The following is an 18,461-nucleotide window of genomic DNA, read 5'->3' as shown; positions in this document are numbered from 1 at the left end:
TCAGGCCGCGGCGAGTTCTTCCGGTTCCGGTTCGCGCTCGGGAACCATCTGCGGCGCGCGGCGGGCGGGCAGGAAGTGGGTCAGCGCGATCAGGGTGCCGATGATCGCCGCGACGCCGGCGAAGATCAGTCCCGGCCGGTAGCTGTCGAGCACTGCCTGGGGCGAACTACCGTGCGGTCCGGACGAGATCAGCGCGGTGGTGACGGCGAGCACGATGGCCGCGCCGACCTGCATCGAGGTCTGCAGTACGCCGGCGGCCAGACCCTGCTCGTCGTCGTCGATACCGTTGGTGGCCTGGATATTGATGGCCGGGAAGCCGACCCAGCCGATACCGATCAGCAACACCGCCGGCAGGATGACCGCGACGTAGGACGGCGCGGTGTCGATCCGCAGGAACAGCAGGTATCCGATCGCCATCACGGCGGTGGTGAGGGCGATGATCGGCCCGGTGCCGAACCGGTCGACCAGCTTGTCGGAGAACACCGACGACAGGGCCACCAGCACACCCACCGGCAGCAGTGCCATCGCCAGCGTCAGCGGCGACCAGCCGAGGTTGTCCTGCAGGTACAGGGTCACGATGAACTGCCAGCTGAAGTAGGAACCGGCGACCGCGACGATCACCAGGCTGGCGCGAACCAGCGAGGCCTTGCGCAGAATCCCCAACCGGACCAGCGGATGCCGCACCCGCTTCTCGACCGCGACGAAGGCGGCGAACAGGGCCACTACCGCGGCGAAGGATCCGACGGTGCGCGCCGAGCCCCAGCCGGCCTCCGGAGCGGAGACCACGGTGTAGACGAGCAGCAGCATGCCCGCGGTGGAGAACAGCGCGCCGAGCAGATCGTGACCGCCCTCGGCGGCATCTCCCTTGTCCTTGGGCACGAGGATCGCGGCGGAGATCAGTGCGGCCAGGGCGATGGGAACCGGCAGCAGGAAGGTCCAGCGCCAGCCGAAGCCGGTCATCAGACCGCCGAAGACCAGGCCCATCGAATAGCCGCCCGCGCCGAACACGGTGTAGATGGACAGCGCCTTGTTGCGCGCCGGACCCTCGGCGAAGTTGGTGGTGATGATCGACAGGCCGGTGGGCGCGGTGAAGGCGGCGGCCAGGCCCTTGACGAAGCGGGTCGCGATCAGCAGCGGCCCGGAGCTGACCAGACCGCCGGCCAGCGAGGCGAGCGCGAACACAGCGAGCGCGATGAGGAAGACCTTGCGCCGGCCCAGCAGATCGGCGGTGCGGCCGCCGAGCAACAGGAGCCCGCCGTAGCCGAGGACGTAACCGCTGACCAGCCACTGCAGGGTCGAGGTTTCGAGATGGAGTTCGGTACCGATGGACGGCAGCGCGACGCCGACCATCGATACGTCGAGGCCGTCCAGGAACAGGACGATGCACAGCGTGATGAGCATGCCCCAGAGCCGGATCGGCCACCGAGTATCGGCCACGGAGGCGGCCGGAAGTGTTGCTGTGGAAGTCATGTCGCGGAACATTACATGCACACGCATCTAATGCACAAGCATTTAATGCGGTTGCATGAACTCGCCTCGAGCACTAAGATGGCCGCATGACAAAGGCGTCGACAGCGTTTCCGGCGCATTCGACGGACTCGACACCCCCCGCACCGGGGTTGGCCGCAGGTCTGCCGTCCGCAGCGCCGAGTGATACCGGTTGCCCGCCGGTGGCAGCGAAGTCCGCAGGCCCGGACGGCCTGGTCGGCGAATGGCGCGAGCTACTCGCCCGCCACGCGGCGGTCTCCTGTGCGCTGGAGAAGGATCTGCAGCGCGAACACCACATCGGGCTCAGCGAATTCGAAACCCTGGACCGGCTGGTCGACGCCTCGTGCGACAGTTACCGCATGAGCGATCTGGCACAGGACATCCACCTGAGCCAGAGTGCGCTCTCACGCACCGTGGCGCGCCTCGAACGGGACGGGTTGGTCGATCGCACCCTGTGCACGGAGGACCGGCGCGCGATCTACGTCTGCCTGACCGACAAGGGCCGCGCGGTCCACACCGCGGCGGCGCCGACCCATCGCGAAGTGCTGGAACGCACGCTGCACTGACGGGAGCGCCGCCATATCGCGCGGTGCCGGTCGTGTTTTCAGACAGCCGCGATGGCCTCGTCCAATGCGGCGCGACCGTCCACCGACACCGCGCGGATATTCGCGAACGCCGCCCGATAGCGGTCGATTTCGGCGTCCTTGTCGAGATAGCTGGGACCGAGGAAATTCTCCACGTACACCACCGGCGGTTCGATCGGCTCGGTGTCGGATTCGCCGAATTCGAGCAGGACGAAACGCCCGGAATCCAAGCCCTGGTGATAGCCGGAATCGTTGGGCACCAAGCGGATATCGATATTCGGGCGATCACACATCCGGCGCAGATGTTCCAGCTGTCCGGCGGTGACCGCCGCATCGCCGATCCGCCGCCACAGCAGTGCCTCGGCGATCACCGCGACCAGCCGCACCGGCTCCGGCGTGCGGGTGAGCAGGCGCTGCCGGCCGGCCCGCACCTCGATCCGGCGATCGATCTCCACCCGGGACAGTTCGGGTCGCGCCGCCGCCAACAAGGCGCGGGTGTAGTCCGCGGTCTGCAACAACCCGGGAACGAATTCGTTCTCGAAGGTGGACAGCCTGCTCGCCGCCTCCTCCAGCCCGATGTAGACATCGAAACCCTCGGCGATCACATCACCGTAGGAGGCCCACCACCCCCGTGCCTTCGTTTCGCGGGCCAACGCGGTCAGCGGCTCGAGTTCGGCCTCGGGCGCACCGTAGATCTTGCACATGGCCTCGACGTCGAGGCTGCGGAGCGAGGTCTGCCCGGTCTCGATCCGCCAGATCTTCGCCTCCGACCACTCCAGCCGGCGAGCGGCCACCCGGGTCGTCATCCGGGCCCGGTTGCGCAGGTCGCGCAGTCGCCGACCCAGTTGCCGCCGCGGCATGGTCGAACCGGTGATCCCCTGCGGTAAAGCCATACTTCCCCCTCGGCAGAAACCTTCGCGGGCACCCGAATTCGATTCCGCGACACCCGAACGGATTGTCGCACAACACCGACCAGGGCGGATACCACAGCGGGAGGGCGCTATCGGCGCGGCGGACGTTTGCGGAAACGCCAGAATTGAACGGCGCGAACGTCTTCCGAGAGTTGATTGACCGGCTCGGCCACATCCGACAGCGCCCGGAACAGATCGTCGGCGAGGGTGTTGATATGTTCCACCCGATTGGCCAGTCGCGAGGCGTTGACCAGGAATTCCAGCACCAGTCGCACCGCGGCCGCGATGGTCAGCCCGAGCGGCGCCGCGACCACGATCGCGAAGATCAGTCCGAGCAGGGCGGACACCTGCCACAGCACGACGACGAGCACCAGTGGGATGGCGACCGCGAAGGCCAGCCCCAGCAGGTAGGCCAACGGCAGCAGGGTGCGGGTGGCCGGCGTGCGGAACTGCACATCCAGCAGTGCCCGGGCCGCCGCCACACACCAGGCCCGGAAGGCGCCCGGACTGCGGAAGGGTTCGGGGCGCTCGTCCTCGCCGGTGTCGGCGGCGGGGCGACGTCGCAGCGCCGCCGGCTTCCAGGTGAGCCGGCGCGACTCCGCCACGTCGTCCTCGTCGAGCCAGTCCTCGAAAGGGTCGTCGGCGCGTTCGGCCGCGGGCTCGGGAGGCTCTGCCATATCTCGTTTGCCCCCAGCGGAATCGCGCGCGGCGCCGGCCTCGGTCTCTCGGCTCCGGTGCCGCTGCGGGTCTTCGCTCATAACGCGAATCCTCTCCCGCGCAGCGCAAAGGGAGCAATTCCCTGCGAACCGACGGCATCGCTCGCGCGCTGCGATACAGATCACAACACAGAGCTCCCCTCCCAGCAGGCTGCCAGGGAACCAACAGCCACAACGCAATCGATTCACAGCCGGGGGAAGAAAAGTGGTAGTCGTAGCAGTTCACAACGGCGGCGATCGAGCCTGGGAATCGTTCATAGCAACCGGCGATCATCGCCCGCCCCTGTGACGTATCCGACCCACACGAAGAAAATTCGACCAACCTGTAACACCGCCGGTAGCGCGGCCCGATACGTCCCATGAACACCGACGCAGGACCCAGATCTACCCGGGGAATGGAGAAGACAGTGCGTACGACGTTTCCGACTTCCGTCCCAGCGGCGACGTTGGCCGCTACCGCGCAGGACTACATCCAGCGCGGGTGGACGGTCGCTGAAACGGCCAACGGCATCTGCCTGATCACCGATACGAACGTTTCGGGTATCGAGGTCGCCGGCGAACTGGCGGCGAATGTGCGCCGCTTCCTTCGGGCCAACAACCTGACCGGACCGGTGATCGAGATCCCGGGCGCCGAGCGCCGCGAGATCCACCTGGTCACCGGCCTCGCCAAGGCCGCGCGCGCACTCGAGGCGCTGCGTGCCGCTGGCGCGGTCGTCTACACCGACGGTGCCGGCATCCCGCTGCCGCCCACTCAGCTCTCGGCCGGCGAGGCCTGCTGGGGCGTGGCGCCGAACGAGGCCCGTTGGCTGCCGCCGGTCGTGGCGATCGCCGCGGCCGTGCGCTCGGCGAACTCCGGCCGCAAGCCGCAGCTCGCTCGCATCGCCAGCTGAATCGAGCATCCGCGAAACCGCGAGAACAACTGATGTTCTCGCGGTTTCGCGCATTTCGGGTGATTTCCGGCGTAACGCCGGACCGCCGACGATGATGAATCCATGACCGGCGTCACCGCAGATACTCGTACCCGCTACCGCACCTGCCCGCTGTGCGAGGCCGTCTGCGGCCTGGAGATCACCCTCGATGCCGACGACCGGGTGACCCGCGTGCGCGGCGACCGCCAGGACCCGTTCAGCCGCGGCTTCATCTGCCCGAAGGGTGCGAGTCTGGGCGTACTGGACGCCGACCCCGACCGGCTCACCGAGCCGATGATCCGCGACCGCGCCACCGATACCTGGCGTTCGGTCGGCTGGACGGAGGCCTTCGATCTGATCGCCGAGCGTGCCCCGGCGATCCTCGACGAGTACGGTCGCCAGGCCGCCGCCCTCTACCTCGGCAATCCGAATGCCCACACCGTCGCGGGCGCGCTGTACGTGCCGGCCTTGATCCGGGCCCTCAGCACCCGCAACCTGTTCTCCGCCAGCACCGCCGATCAGATGCCGAAGCAGGTATCGAGCGGGCTGATGTTCGGCGACCCGCTGACCGTCGCGGTGCCCGACCTCGATCGCACCGACTATCTGCTGATGCTCGGCGCCAACCCACTGGAATCCAACGGCTCGCTGTGCACGGCACCCGACTTTCCGGGCCGGTTGAAGGCACTGCGCGCGCGTGGCGGCCGGCTGGTCGTGGTCGATCCGCGGCGCACCCGCACTGCCGATCTCGCCGACGAGCATCTGTTCATCCGGCCCGGCAGCGACGCGTATCTGCTGTTCGGCATCGTGCACACGCTGTTCGCCGAGGATCTGGTCGATATCCGCGTCGAGGTCGAGGGTGTCGAGCAGATCCGTTCGGCGGCCATCCCGTTCACCGCCGAAGCGGTGCAGGCCCGGACCGGCGTCCCGGCGGAGACCGTGGTCCGCCTGGCCCGGGAACTGGCCGCGGCGCCCACCGCGGCCGTCTACGCGCGGATCGGCACCTGCACCGCGGAATTCGGCACCCTCACCCAGTGGCTGGTCGATGTGATCAATGTGCTGACCGGCAATCTGGACCGGCCCGGCGGCGCCATGTTCGCCACGGCGGCCGCGTTGGGCATCGTGCGGAGCCGGCCCTTCCGGCTCGGGCGCTGGACCAGCCGGGTGCGGGAATTGCCGGAAACCATGGGCGAATTCCCCGTCGCCACCCTCGCCGACGAGATCCTCACGCCCGGTGCGGGCCAGGTCCGCATGCTGGTGACCGTGGCCGGCAATCCGGTGCTGTCGGCTCCGGCGGGTGCCCGCCTCGGCGAGGCGCTGGCCGGACTGGATTTCATGGTCAGCGTGGACCGGTATCGCAACGAGACGACCCGGCACGCCGATGTCATCCTCCCGCCGCCGAGCACCATGCAGGCCCCGCACTACGACTTCGCCCTGCTGCAGTTCGCGGTCCACAATTACGCGCGCTATTCGCCGCCGCTGGTGCCGCTGCCCGCGGACCGGCCCGCCGAACCGGAAATCCTCGCCCGGCTGGCTCTCGCCCTCTCCGGACAGGCTGGGGAACCGGGTCGCGATCCGGTGGCGGCGGTCGACGAGTTGATCATCGCCGGCACCCTGCACAAGGCCGGACTCGGCGAGCGGCGCGCCGAGCTGATCGGGGCGAACAGCACCGAACAGCGCATCGACATGATGCTGCGGCTGGGTCCCTACGGTGAATGGAATCCCGAGCGCCGTGCGGTGCCGATCGCTCCCGAGGGGCTGAATCTGCGCGTGCTACTGGATAATCCGCACGGTATCGACCTCGGCGCATTGCAGCCGCGGCTGCCCGGGGTGCTGCGCACCGCGTCGGGCCGGGTCGAGCTGGCCCCGCAGCCGTTGCTGGACGATACGACGCGGCTGGTCGCGGGCCTGCGCGCGGCCCAGCCCGACCTGGTGCTGATCGGCCGGCGTCAGCTGCGCTCGAACAACAGCTGGATGCACAACGTGCCGAATCTGGTGGGCGGATCCAATACCTGCACCCTGCATATTCATCCCGACGACGTGGCCCGCCTCGGCTTGGGCGAGTCGGCCGCGATCGAGTCGGCCAGCGGAAAGCTCACGGTTCCCGTGGAACCGAACGACCGGATCATGCCCGGCGTGGTGAGTCTGCCGCACGGCTGGGGCCATGCGGACAGTACGCAATCGGTCGCCCGCGCCCACGCGGGCGTGAACGCGAATGCGCTGACCGATGATTCACGCATCGACGCGGTTTCCGGGAATGCGGTGTTCAACGGCGTGCCGGTGCGCGTCACTCCGATCTGAGCGCCGCTGCGGTGCCGAACCAGCGCCGAGGAGCTGGACACGATCCCGTCCCGGCAACTCCCGCGCGACCCCGGCACGGCGCTCGTGCCGAAACCGGCAGGGCCACAACCAAACCGGACATCCCGCCGACCTCGGGTGCTCAGCATCGCTGCAGCAACAGACATTTCGGGCGCTGCCACCTCACAAACCCTGTGGCAGACCGGGCCCGGGAGGCGACACTCCTCACAACCGATCCCCGAGCATCACATGTCCCAGCAGCCCATTCTCCGAATTCTCCGTTCGAATAACGTTTGTTGCTATAGGATTTCGGCATATTCCAGGTTCGGCGCCGAACCATCCATGTGCGGATTCCAGCTACCCGGAGGGGCGTGGCATGTCCGGTTCATCATGCGGCAGTGACGGCGAGCGGGAACTGCAACAACGCTTCGGCACCGCCGATCGAGCCGAGCGCTTCTACGCCGAACAGGTGCTGAACAGGCTCAACGCCCGGATGCAGGAGTTCGTGGGCCGCATGGATATGGCCTTCATCGCCACCGCCGACCGGCACGGTGAATGCGATACCAGCTTCCGCGCCGGCAAACCCGGCTTCCTGCACGTGATCGACGAGAGCACCCTGGCCTATCCCGAATATCGCGGCAACGGGGTGATGGCCAGCCTCGGCAATATTCTGGAGAACCCGCACGTGGGCATCCTGCTGATCGACTTCGCGCACGACCTGATCGGCCTGCACATCAACGGCTCGGCGCGCATCGTCGACGACCCCACACTGCGGATCCGGGTGCCGGACCTGCCACAACCCGAACGCGGGCGAATCGCCGAACGGTGGGTGGTCGTGGATATCGAGGAGGCGTATATCCACTGCCGCAAACATATTCCGCACCTGGTCCCGGCGGCTCGCGAGGAACGCGACTGGGGCACCGACAGCCCCCGAGCCAAAGGGGGCGACTATTTCGGCACGAAGGCGCAGGCGCTGGTCGGCGGGCCCCCGATCAGCGGATCTTGAAGATCACCGCGCGCTGCACCACGAAGTTGATCACGGTCGCGACACCCTGCGCGATCACGAAGGCGATCAACACCGCACCCTTGACCGAATGCCCGACGATATCCACCGCCATCGCGGGAAGGGTGTCGTTGAGCAGGGCATTGATCCCGACCTGGGCGGCGAATGTGACGGCGTAGAGGATCACCACCGCCACGAACCGGCTGCGGCTGGGCGGCGCCTTGAAGGTCCAGCGCCGGTTGATCAGATAGGCGGTGGTCGTGCCGACGATGAAACTGCACGCCTTCGCGAAATCGCGCGGCACCCCGAACAGGGCCATGAGCAGGACGTACAGCCCGAAGTCGACCACCGCGGACAGCCCACCGGTGAGGACGAACCGCACGATCTGCGTCTTCAGGTCGACATCCGTGCTGTCGACGACTCGGCGCTCCCCGGTCCCTACGTGGTTACGCACGCTGCCTCCTCCGGGCCCGTCGGTCGCGCCGCCCGGCTCGTCTACCAGAGGCAATTCGACCGGAAGAGGAAGATGGGGTTCCGCACTCACGCGCACGAGAGTAGCGGGTCCCGCCCGCCCCGCCGCCGCAACCGCACCACCTGCCCGGTCGGCGCTGTGAAATGCGCCTCGAGCGGGGTGCGGACCCGCGACACCCGACCCCCGCCCCGTCCATACCTGTAGCCTCTATGCCGATGTCCACGAAAGCTCAGACCTCCACCGCCGCGGGTCCTGCGAACTCCGCGGGCGACGGCGAGGCGTCACAGGCACGCAGCAACGGCTCCGCCGACAGCTTTTCGCTGCCGACGCACACCCGTCGACTGACCGGATGGGGTCGTACCGCGCCCACCACCTCCGAAGTGCTCTCGACCGGCGATCCGGAACTTATCGCCAAGGCCGTGGCCATGGTCGCGGACGACAACGAGTCCAAGCCCGCACATCTACGCCGCGGTGTCATCGCGCGCGGTCTCGGCCGGTCCTACGGTGACCACGCCCAGAACGGTGGCGGCCTCGTCATCGACATGTCGGCGCTGAACAACATCCACCGCATCGATCGCGACACCCGCCTCGTCGACGTCGACGCCGGCGTCAGCCTCGATCAGCTGATGAAGGCCGCCCTGCCGTTCGGCCTGTGGGTTCCGGTGCTGCCGGGCACCCGGCAGGTGACCGTCGGCGGCGCGATCGCCTCCGACATCCACGGCAAGAACCACCACAGCGCGGGCAGCTTCGGCAATCACGTGCGCTCGATCGATCTGCTGACCGCCGACGGCAAGGTGCAGCACATCGGCCCCAAGAAGAACGCGAAACTGTTCTGGGCCACGGTCGGCGGCAACGGCCTGACCGGCATCATCCTGCGGGCGACGATCGAGATGACGCCGACCGAGACGGCCTATTTCATCGCCGACGGCATCAAGACCACCTCACTGGACGAGACCATCGCCGTACACAAGGACGGCTCCGAGGAGAACTACACCTACTCCTCGACCTGGTTCGACGTGATCAGCGCGCCGCCGAAGCTGGGCCGTGCCAATGTGTCGCGCGGGCGTTTGGCCACCCTCGACGAGCTGCCGAAGAAGCTGCGCCGGAATCCGCTGAAATTCGACGCGCCGAATCTGCTGACGGTGCCGAATATCTTCCCCAGCTTCGCGGCGAACAAGCTGACGCTGGGCATGGTCGGCGAGGCGTACTACGCGCTCGGCGGCAATTACACCGGCAAGATCATGAACTTGACGCAGTTCTACCACATGCTGGATGTCGTATCGGAGTGGAATCGAGCCTACGGCCCGGCCGGTTTCATCCAATATCAATTCGTACTGCCGCCCGAGGCGCTGGACGAATTCACCAAGATCATCGTCGACATTCAGGCCTCGGGCCACTATTCGGCGCTCAATGTGCTGAAGTTCTTCGGGCCGGGCAACCAGGCGCCGCTGAGCTTCCCCATGGAGGGCTGGAACATCTGCGTCGACTTCCCGGTGCGCCCGGGCCTCAACGAGCTGGTCACCGAACTCGACCGGCGCGTATTGGAATTCGGCGGCCGCCTCTACACCGCGAAGGACTCCCGCACGACCGCGGAGACCTTCCACAAGATGTATCCCAAGATCGACGAGTGGATCAAGGTCCGCCGAAGTGTCGATCCCACAGGCGTTTTCATGTCCGATATGGCGAGAAGGCTGGAGCTGCAGTGATCAACGCGGTAGGCAACCCGCAGAATATTCTGCTTCTGGGTGGCACCTCAGAGATCGGTCTCGCGATCGTCGAGGAGTACCTGAAGAAGGGCTCGGCGCGCGTCGTGCTGGCCGCGCTGCCCAACGATCCGTTGCGCGCGCAATCGGTGGCCCAGCTCGAGGCCGCGGGTGCGTCGAAGGTCGAGGTCGTCGACTTCGACGCGCTGGACACCGGCAGCCACCCCAAGGTCATCGAACAGGCCTGGGCGGACGGCGATATCGACGTCGCGATCGTCGCCTTCGCTCTCGACGGTGACGCCGAGGAACTGTGGCAGAACCAGCAGAAGGCGGTGCGCGTCGCCGAGGTGAACTACACCGCCGGTGTTTCGGTCGGTGTGCTGGTCGGCGAGAAGATGAAGGCGCAGGGGTACGGACGGATCATCGTCATGTCCTCGGTGGCCGGTGAACGCGTCAAGCGCGCCAACTTCGTCTACGGCTCCACCAAGGCCGGCCTCGACGGCTTCTACCTCGGACTGGGCGAGGCGCTGCGGCCGCACGGCCCGCGGGTCACCGTGGTGCGCCCGGGTCAGGTGCGCACCCGGTTCTCCGCGCACGTGGCCGAGGCGCCGCTCACGGTGAACAAGGAAGATGTTGCCGCGCTTGCGGTTTCGGCCGCGCAGAAGGGCAAGGAACTGGTCTGGGCGCCGGGCACGTTCCGCTGGGTGATGATGATCCTGCGGCACGTCCCGCGGCCGATCTTCCGCAAGCTCCCCATCTAGAACGCCTCCGACCGAGGTCCGGCGGGCCGGTTGTTCGATCGTGCCGTGAAGGAGAGTCGTCGCTGCCGAGCGTCGGCTCTCCTTCGTCGTCTCGAGCTACCCGGTGCGGCCGGGCCCGCCGCAGTTCTCCGGCGGCGACCGGTTTCCGGCGGCTTGTAGGCTCGCGGGCAGATTCGCGGCGAGAGAGGATCCGGAGGCACTGTGCGCGTACTAGTCCGGCAGGTCGGGGGCGGGCTCGGGGAGGCTGTCGTCGGGGCGGTGGTCGCCGCGCTGGTGGCGGCGATCGGGCTGGTGGCGATGTCGGCAGTGCAGTGGCCGGCATTCAACTCATCCAATGTGACCCGGGCCCTCACCACCGTCGGGCAGGCGGGGGCGGCGGTGCTGCTGATCGTCGCCATCGTGCTGATCCGGCTGCACCGCTGGCCGTGGGTGGCGAAAGTGCTGTCGTGGGCCGGAATCTCGGCCTTCGTGACGGTCACCCTGGGGATGCCGCTGGCGGCGACGAAGCTGTATCTGTTCGGCATCTCGGTGGACCAGGAATTCCGCACCGAGTATCTGACCCGGCTCACCGATACCGCCGCGCTGCGCGATATGACCTACGCCGATATTCCGGCGTATTACCCGGCGGGCTGGTTCTGGATCGGCGGCCGGGTCGCGAATCTACTCGGTGCGGCCGGGTGGGAGACGTTCAAGCCGTATGCGATCGTCTCGCTCGCGGTGGCCTCGGTGCTCGCACTCGTTTTGTGGTCCAAGCTGATTCGCTGGGACTGGGCGGTCGCGGTGGCGGCCGCCACCACTGCGGTGATGGTCGCCTTCGCCTCGCCCGAGGCCTACAGCGCCGTACTGGTGATCCTGTTCGCGCCGGCGATGGTACTGGCGTGGGGCGCGCTCTATCGACCGGCCGAATTCGCGGCCCCGGGCGCCGCCGACGCCGACGCGGTGCCGGAACCCGCACCTACGGCCGGCGGTTGGGGCGCGACGATCGGTGCCGGCGCTTTCCTCGGGCTGTCCGGCATGTTCTACACCCTGTTCTTCGGCGTCGCCGTCTTCACCGTGGTGCTGATGGGACTGGTTGCCTGGGCCACGTTGTGGTGGCAGCAGCGCGAGCTCGCCGTGCACCGCCCGCGGGCGCCCAGGCTGGGAATCTTCCGGCTGCTGTGGCCGATTCTGCTGCGCCTGATCGTGATGGGTGTGATCGCCGCGATCATGGCGCTCATCGTGTGGGGCCCGTATCTGGCGAAGGTACTGACCGGGCACCTGCCGGAATCCAACACCGCCCTGCACTATCTGCCCGAATCCGGATCGCGGCTGGCGTTCCCGATGTTCGACTTCTCCGAACCGCTACTCGGCGCGCTGTGCCTGCTCGGCACGATCTGGCTGGTGCTGCGTGCGGGCAGTTCGCGACGCGCGCAGGCGCTGAGCATCTCGGTGGTCGCGATCTATCTGTGGTCGCTGGCCTCCATGCTGGTCACCGCGGCGGGCACGACCGGACTGGCATTCCGGCTGGAGCCGATTCTGCAGGTGCTGCTGGCCGCGGCCGGCGCCTTCGGATTCGTCGAGGGCGCGCGGGCGATCTATCAGGCCGTCGACGAACCGCGCCGGTTCCGCGCGGTGACCGCGGTGGTCGCGGTGCTCGGCGCGCTGGCCTTCACCCAGAGCATCCCCGGCATCCTGAATGCCGAGATCACCACCGCGTACACCGACACCGACGGTGCCGGGGTGCGCGCCGACAAGCGCAGCCCGTCGGCGGTGTCGTACTACGGCCGCATCGACCAGGCCCTCGTCGAACAAACCGGGCGGCCGCGCGACGAGACGGTGGTCCTGACCGCCGACACCAGCTTCCTGTCGTACTACCCGTATTACGGGTTCCAGGCGCTGACCTCGCACTACGCCAACCCGCTGGCCGATTTCCCGGCCCGGGCGGCGGAGATCGGACGCTGGAGCAAGCTGAAGTCCTCGGCGGAGCTGATCGATGCGCTGAACCATTCCCCCTGGCGCGCACCCGATGCGTTCCTGTTCCGGCGCAGCGGCGAGAACTACACGCTGCGCCTGTCCGAGGACGTATATCCGAACGATCCGAATGTGCGGCGCTATACCGTCGAATTTCCGGGGACGCTGTTCGCCGATCCGCACTTCCGCATCACCGATATCGGCCCGTTCACGCTGATCGTGCGTCGCTGACCGGCGGTGACCCGGGTCGGGACGGATCACGAATCGCTGTGGATAAGTTTGTGGATTTGCGGAATTCCTGTGGATAACTAACCTTCGTCGCCTGCGTTCCGCTACGCCGATGAGTACGGTGGGTGGCTGATCGTCGGCTCGGAGGAGTTTTATCAGTGGTACAGGGCGGGGAAACAGGTCCGGACGAATCGCACCCGGTGGGGAGGGCCGGCGCGGTCACGGTCGATGCGACGGAGACCGAGGCGCGGGATACCGACCCCGTCACCTCGGGATCTCCGCAGCTCACCGCCGTCGGCTCCGCTCGCCCCACGGGTCTCGCCGACCGCATCAGGACCTGGTCGGCGACCGCACGCGGCGATATCGCGGTGGCCGCGCTGTATCTGATCTTCGCGATCGCCGTCCTCTCCGGCCAGTGGCGTGACACCACGCACGGCTATCTGGTCGAGAGCGGCCAGGACCAATCCATGTGGGAATGGTTCTTCGCCGTGACCGCGCACGCGGTCGCCCAGCTGCACAATCCGCTCGGGACCGATCTGCAGAACTATCCCGACGGCGTGAACATGATGGCCAACACCGCCATGTTCGGCGTCGGAATTCCGCTCACCCCGGTCACACTGCTGTTCGGGCCGACAGTGACCTTCGTCCTGGTGTTGACGCTCGGCCTTTCCGGCACCGGTTTCGCCTGGTACTGGCTGTTCTCCCGGGAGTTGGTGCGGTCGCGGTTCGCCGCCGCGCTGGGCGGTGTGTTCTGTGGCTTCGCCCCGGCGATGGTGTCGCATGCGAGTGCGCATCCCAATTTCGTCGGCCTGGGGCTGCTGCCCGTGCTGGCGCTGCTGGTGATTCGAATGGCACGCCGCGCGCTCGGCGGCGATCCGGTGTCGCGCACCCGGCGGATTCGCGAGGCGGTCGTCCTCGCGGTACTGGTCTCGCTGCAGATCGCCCTCGGCGAGGAACCGCTGCTGATCTTCGCCCTCGGCTTCGGGCTGTTCGCCCTCGTCTACTACCTGCACCAACCCCGCACCGGCCTGCGCGTGGCGCGAGCCGTGACGCCGACGCTCGCGCTGGGCGCGGTGATCACGGTGGCGGCGACGGCGCTGCCGCTGTGGTGGCAGTTCTTCGGCCCGCAGAGCTACCGGTCCATCGATCACGGGCCGATGGGTAACGACCTCGAGGCCCTGACCCAGTTTCCGTCGCAATCGCTGGGCGGGGTCTTCGCGCCCGGAAAGAACGTGGCCATCAACCCCACCGAGGAGAACGCGTATTTCGGCTGGCCGCTGCTCGTCCTGATCGCGGTGACCTCGATCTGGTTGTGGCGCAAGCGAAATCCGGAACACCGGGTGGTGCGGGCCGCGGCCGCGGTGATCGTGGTGTTCAGCGTCCTGTCGCTGGGTGTCTCGCTGACCATCGGCAGATCCGATACCGGGATCCGGTTGCCGTGGCACTGGCTCGATCGGGTGCCGTTGCTGAATACCGTGCTGGAGACCCGGTTCACCTTCGCCGCGATCCCCGCCGTCGCGGCGATCCTGGCCCTGGCGACCCAGCGGATGCTCCACTATGCCCGGACCGCCACCTCGGACCTGCGCCCGGCGATCTGGTTCACGGCGGTGGCCCTGGCACTGGTCCCGCTGGTGCCGACCGTGCTGCCGGTGACCCACCGCGACGCCACCCCGCAGTTCTTCACCGACGGCACGGTCGACAACTACCTCAGCGGCGGTTCCGTGGTGATCGCGCCGCCACCCACCCGCCTGAACGCGCGGCCGTTGAACTGGCAGATCGACGCCGATTTCCGCTTCCCGCTGGCCGGTGGGTACTTCGTCGGGCCGACCGCGGACAAGAAGGGACGCTACGGCCCCGACGATCGCCCCACCGCCACCATGCTGATGCGCGCGCAGCAGACCGATCGGATCCAATCCGTCGACGACAAGGCCCGGGCGCAGGCGCGCGCGGATCTCGATTACTGGCGTGCCGATGTGGTGGTGCTGCCGCCGTCCGAGCACGGTGGCGCGGTTCGCGCGACCCTGGATCAGCTGCTCGGTGTTCCGGGCCGGGTGGTGGACGGGGTCGTCGTGTGGGACGTGCGCGGACTGCACTGATCGCTGCCGCCACGTGACCCGTCGCTCGGGTCGCTTAGCATCGCTGGGTGCGCGCAGACTCTCCAGCGTTTCCCCGCATCCGGGTGATCGCCCTGCTGTCCGGGCTGATCGCCGTCCTCCTCGCGATCGCCACGCCGCTGCTGCCGGTCCAGGAGGACCGGGCGAGTCTGGATTGGCCGCAACCGCAGTCGGTCGCAGTGGACGCGCCGCTGGTGTCGTATGTGCCGCTGACCCTCGACGTGTCGCTGCCCTGCAGCGCATTCCGCGATCTGCCCGGTGGCACGGTGCTGTCCACGGTGCCGGCGGATGCGCCGAACGCCTCGGCGAAGGGACTGCTCGCCAAGGTCGTCGACGAACCCGGCGGACGCACCCTGTCGGTGCTGCAACGCGACATCCCGTTGCTGTCGGCCCCGCTGGCCGAGGTGGGCGGCTGCGCGCGCTTCGTGATCAGCTCCACCGCGGCCGCCACCACGGTCGAGCTGACCGGCGTGACCCGGCAGGACGGCACGCCGTTCAGCAATACCGTCGGCGGTGACATCCGGCCCCAGATGGTCGGCGTCTTCACCGATCTCACCCGCGATCGGCTCGCCGACACCCAGCTGCACGCCGCCATCGACTCCCGTTTCTCCTCGTCGCCGAGTGCGCTGAAGCTGGCCGCGATCATCGGCGCGGTGATCTTCACGGTGATCGCCCTGATCTGCCTGCACCTGATCGATACCGCGGACGGCCGGCGGCCGCGCCGCTTCCTCCCGGCGCACTGGTGGCGATTCACCCTCGCCGACGCGGTGGTGCTGGGCACGCTGCTGCTCTGGCATGTCATCGGCGCCAACACCTCCGACGACGGCTACATCCTGAATATGGCCCGAGCGTCGAAACATTCGGGCTATATGGCCAACTACTACCGCTGGTTCGGAGTGGCCGAGGCGCCGTTCGGCTGGCCGTACGAGGTACTCGCCTGGATGACCCGAGTCAGCGACGCCGGCTGGTGGATGCGATTGCCCGCGCTGCTGGCCGGAATCCTGTGCTGGCTCGTAATCAGCCGGGAGGTGTTGCCGCGCTTGGGGTCTCGGGTGCGGCGCGACGGTGTGGCGCTGTGGACCGCGGGCCTGGTGTTCCTGGTCGCGTGGCTGCCCTACGACAACGGCCTGCGCCCCGAACCGCTGATCGCGTTGGGCGCGCTGCTGACCTGGTGCTCGATCGAACGCTCGATCGCGACGAAACGCCTGCTGCCCGCCGCGGTGGCCGTGCTCATCGCCGCCTTCTCGCTCGCGGCCGGGCCGACCGGACTGATCTGCATCGCCGCACTGATCGCGGGGTCGCGACCGGTGTTGCAGCACATCGTGTCCCGGGCCCGCGGCGGCGGATCGCTCGGTGCGGCGGTCCTGCGCTTCGGCGCTCTGCTGGCACCGGGAATCGCCGCCGGCACGCTGGTACTGGTGGTCGTCTTCGCCGATCAGACCCTGGCCTCGGTCATGGAGGCCACCCGGGTCCGCAAGATCATCGGACCGAATGTGGCCTGGTTCGACGAGCGCACCCGCTGGGATTCCCTGCTGATGCTGGCGCCCGACGGTTCGCTGGCGCGCCGCTTCGGCATCCTCGGCATGCTGCTGTGCCTGCTCGCGTGTGTCCTGGTCATGTTGCGTAAGAGCGGACGGATCCCGGGCACCTCGAAGGGGCCCTCGGCCCGCATTCTCGGCATCGTCTTCATGTCGCTGCTGCTGATGATGTTCACCCCCACCAAGTGGACCCACCACTTCGGCGTCTACGCCGGATTGGCGGGATCGCTGGCCGCGCTGACCGCGGTCGCGGTGGGAATCAACGGAATCCGCGCGCGGTACAACCGGTCGCTGTTCGCCGCCGCCGTGTTCTTCCTGCTGGCGGTCACGTTCACCGGCTCCAACGGCTGGTGGTACGTCTCCAGCTACGGCGTGCCGTGGTTCGACAAGGCGCCGCTGATCGCCGGCAAGGGTCTGTCGACCCTCTTCCTCGGGCTCGCGGTGCTGTGCCTGTTGCTCGCCGCCTATCAGTACTACCGAGAGCCCTATCGGAAACCGCGGGAACGCAGGCGTTTCGACACCTGGGCCGTGCAGCCGCTCACCGTCGCCGCGGCGGCCATGGTGTTGTTCGAGGTCGCCTCGCTCGGCAAGGGCGCGCTCACCCAGTATCCGGCCTATTCCATCGCCCAATCGAATATCCGTGCGCTGGGCGGGAATCCGTGCTCACTGGCCGATGCGGTGCTGACCGAAACCGACACCGCCGATTCGTTGCTGCAGCCCTATTCCGGCTCCGCCGCCGAGGCGCTGGGTGCGGACAACGTCGGATTCACCCCGAACGGCGTCGCCAAGGATCTGACCGCCGACGCCGAGGAGACGACCACCGGCGGCGCGAATTCGGTCAATACCGATTCCGCCAACAAGACCACCCGCACCACCACCGCCGGCACCGGCGGCGGGACCACCGAACAGGCGGGTGTCAACGGAAGTACGGTCGCCCTGCCGTTCGGACTGGACCCGGCACGCACGCCGGTTCTGGGTAGCTACACCACCGGCACCAAGCAGCAGGCACATCTGACCTCGGGCTGGTACCGGATGGATCTGGCCGACGCGCGCCGGGACCCGGCCCGCAAGGTGCTGGTGGTGACGGCGGCCGGGCGGATCAAGTCGGTGAATGCCGACGGTGTGGTCACCTACGGTCAGGATCTGCGGGTCGAATTCGGCGACCGTGCCGCCGACGGCACCGTGCGCCCGCTCGGCTCGTTCATGCCGCTCGATATCGGCGGCGCACCGTCGTGGCGGAATATGCGGGTGCCGCTGGATCGGATCCCGGACGGCACCGATGCGGTCCGCATCGTGGCCGTCGCGAACGATCTGACGCCCCGTCAGTGGCTCGCGGTCACTCCGCCGCGGCTGCCGAAGCTGGCCACTTTGGACTCGGTGGTCGGCCATACCGACCCGGTCCTCGAGGACTGGCATGTCGGACTGGCCTTCCCCTGCCAACGCCCGTTCGACCACAAGGACGGGGTGGCCGAGGTGCCGAAGTGGCGCATCCTGCCGGACCGGGTCGGATCGGACGCCTCCAACGCCTGGCAGGACGACATCGGCGGCGGCCCCCTGGGCTGGACGGGTCTGCTGCTGTCCGCCCAAACCGTGCCGGCCTATCTGAACGACGACTGGGGCCGGGACTGGGGTTCGCTGGAAAAGTTCACCCCCTACGTTCCCGAGGCCCGGCCGGCCGATATCGGGGTCACCGTGCAGACGCGGTGGGGCTGGGCCAAGGACGCGCCGATCAAGGTGAAATAGCAGGTAGGTACCGGCGCAGACCGGGCACGGGTGCGGGTTCGGCCGAT

13 protein-coding genes are annotated in these 18,461 nt (G+C 67.9%); 9 read left to right on the top strand and 4 right to left on the bottom strand.

Annotation, left to right across the window (positions count from 1 at the left end; translation table 11 throughout):
* Entirely contained in the window at positions 1-1,470 is a 1,470-nt protein-coding gene (locus ON37_RS00645) for an MFS transporter (protein ID WP_040715334.1), read from the bottom strand.
* Positions 1,471-1,670: 200 nt separating this feature from the next.
* Between ON37_RS00645 and ON37_RS00640 the strand changes: the two genes are divergently transcribed.
* A complete protein-coding gene (locus ON37_RS00640) occupies positions 1,671-2,054 on the top strand; it encodes a MarR family winged helix-turn-helix transcriptional regulator (RefSeq protein WP_040715261.1) in 384 nt (127 codons plus the stop codon).
* A 38-nt stretch (positions 2,055-2,092) separates the two neighbouring features.
* Here ON37_RS00640 and ON37_RS00635 read toward each other — a convergent pair whose 3' ends face one another.
* Positions 2,093-2,965, bottom strand: coding sequence for a helix-turn-helix domain-containing protein (locus tag ON37_RS00635; RefSeq protein ID WP_040715260.1), 873 nt, complete (start codon positions 2,963-2,965; stop codon positions 2,093-2,095).
* 107 nt (positions 2,966-3,072) lie between these two features.
* Positions 3,073-3,660: a DUF4282 domain-containing protein gene (locus ON37_RS00630; protein ID WP_040715258.1), complete on the bottom strand. Its 588-nt coding sequence runs from the start codon at positions 3,658-3,660 to the stop codon at positions 3,073-3,075.
* Positions 3,661-4,106: 446 nt separating this feature from the next.
* Between ON37_RS00630 and ON37_RS00625 the strand changes: the two genes are divergently transcribed.
* The 3 genes from ON37_RS00625 (at position 4,107) to ON37_RS00615 (ending at position 7,908) form a co-directional block, all read left to right on the top strand.
* Positions 4,107-4,589, top strand: a complete 483-nt coding sequence (locus ON37_RS00625; protein ID WP_040715332.1) for a hypothetical protein — start codon at positions 4,107-4,109, stop codon at positions 4,587-4,589.
* A gap of 102 nt (positions 4,590-4,691) precedes the next feature.
* The gene (locus ON37_RS00620; RefSeq protein ID WP_040715257.1) at positions 4,692-6,905 is read left to right on the top strand and encodes a molybdopterin-dependent oxidoreductase; all 2,214 of its coding nucleotides are present in this window, start codon (positions 4,692-4,694) and stop codon (positions 6,903-6,905) included.
* A gap of 373 nt (positions 6,906-7,278) precedes the next feature.
* Complete coding sequence (locus ON37_RS00615; protein WP_040715255.1) at positions 7,279-7,908, top strand: pyridoxamine 5'-phosphate oxidase family protein; 630 nt, start codon at positions 7,279-7,281, stop codon at positions 7,906-7,908.
* Here ON37_RS00615 and ON37_RS00610 read toward each other — a convergent pair.
* Positions 7,895-8,359, bottom strand: a complete 465-nt coding sequence (locus tag ON37_RS00610) for a GtrA family protein (protein ID WP_040715253.1) — start codon at positions 8,357-8,359, stop codon at positions 7,895-7,897. The two genes, ON37_RS00615 and ON37_RS00610, sit on opposite strands and share 14 nt — an antisense overlap.
* A 233-nt stretch (positions 8,360-8,592) precedes the next feature.
* Between ON37_RS00610 and dprE1 the strand changes: the two genes are divergently transcribed.
* The 5 genes from dprE1 (at position 8,593) to ON37_RS00585 (ending at position 18,414) form a co-directional block, all read left to right on the top strand.
* A complete protein-coding gene (dprE1, locus tag ON37_RS00605; protein ID WP_168441214.1) occupies positions 8,593-10,083 on the top strand; it encodes a decaprenylphosphoryl-beta-D-ribose oxidase in 1,491 nt (496 codons plus the stop codon).
* Complete coding sequence (gene dprE2, locus ON37_RS00600) at positions 10,080-10,841, top strand: decaprenylphospho-beta-D-erythro-pentofuranosid-2-ulose 2-reductase (protein ID WP_040715252.1); 762 nt, start codon at positions 10,080-10,082, stop codon at positions 10,839-10,841. Before dprE1 ends, dprE2 begins: the two co-directional genes overlap by 4 nt.
* A 201-nt stretch (positions 10,842-11,042) precedes the next feature.
* On the top strand, positions 11,043-13,022 hold the full coding sequence (locus ON37_RS00595; RefSeq protein ID WP_040715251.1) for a galactan 5-O-arabinofuranosyltransferase: 1,980 nt from the start codon (positions 11,043-11,045) through the stop codon (positions 13,020-13,022).
* A 197-nt stretch (positions 13,023-13,219) separates the two neighbouring features.
* Positions 13,220-15,115, top strand: a complete 1,896-nt coding sequence (locus ON37_RS00590; protein WP_051031009.1) for a DUF6541 family protein — start codon at positions 13,220-13,222, stop codon at positions 15,113-15,115.
* Positions 15,116-15,162: 47 nt separating this feature from the next.
* The gene (locus ON37_RS00585) at positions 15,163-18,414 is read left to right on the top strand and encodes an arabinosyltransferase domain-containing protein (protein ID WP_040715249.1); all 3,252 of its coding nucleotides are present in this window, start codon (positions 15,163-15,165) and stop codon (positions 18,412-18,414) included.
* Positions 18,415-18,461: the final 47 nt, after the last annotated feature.

The sequence above is a fragment of the Nocardia veterana NBRC 100344 genome (genome assembly GCF_000308855.1).
Classification (GTDB): domain Bacteria; phylum Actinomycetota; class Actinomycetes; order Mycobacteriales; family Mycobacteriaceae; genus Nocardia; species Nocardia veterana.
The sequence above is the reverse complement of the archived record's forward strand: the minus strand, read 5'-3'. Positions and strand labels throughout refer to the sequence as shown.

What these genes read in the sequence shown, in the direction of transcription:
- ON37_RS00645 (WP_040715334.1), bottom strand. Translation starts at nt 1,470, where the DNA reads ATGACTTCCACAGCAACACTTCCGGCCGCCTCCGTGGCCGATACTCGG.
- ON37_RS00635 (WP_040715260.1), bottom strand. Translation starts at nt 2,965, where the DNA reads ATGGCTTTACCGCAGGGGATCACCGGTTCGACCATGCCGCGGCGGCAA.
- ON37_RS00630 (WP_040715258.1), bottom strand. Translation starts at nt 3,660, where the DNA reads ATGGCAGAGCCTCCCGAGCCCGCGGCCGAACGCGCCGACGACCCTTTC.
- ON37_RS00620 (WP_040715257.1), top strand. Translation starts at nt 4,692, where the DNA reads ATGACCGGCGTCACCGCAGATACTCGTACCCGCTACCGCACCTGCCCG.
- ON37_RS00615 (WP_040715255.1), top strand. Translation starts at nt 7,279, where the DNA reads ATGTCCGGTTCATCATGCGGCAGTGACGGCGAGCGGGAACTGCAACAA.
- dprE1 (WP_168441214.1), top strand. Translation starts at nt 8,593, where the DNA reads ATGTCCACGAAAGCTCAGACCTCCACCGCCGCGGGTCCTGCGAACTCC.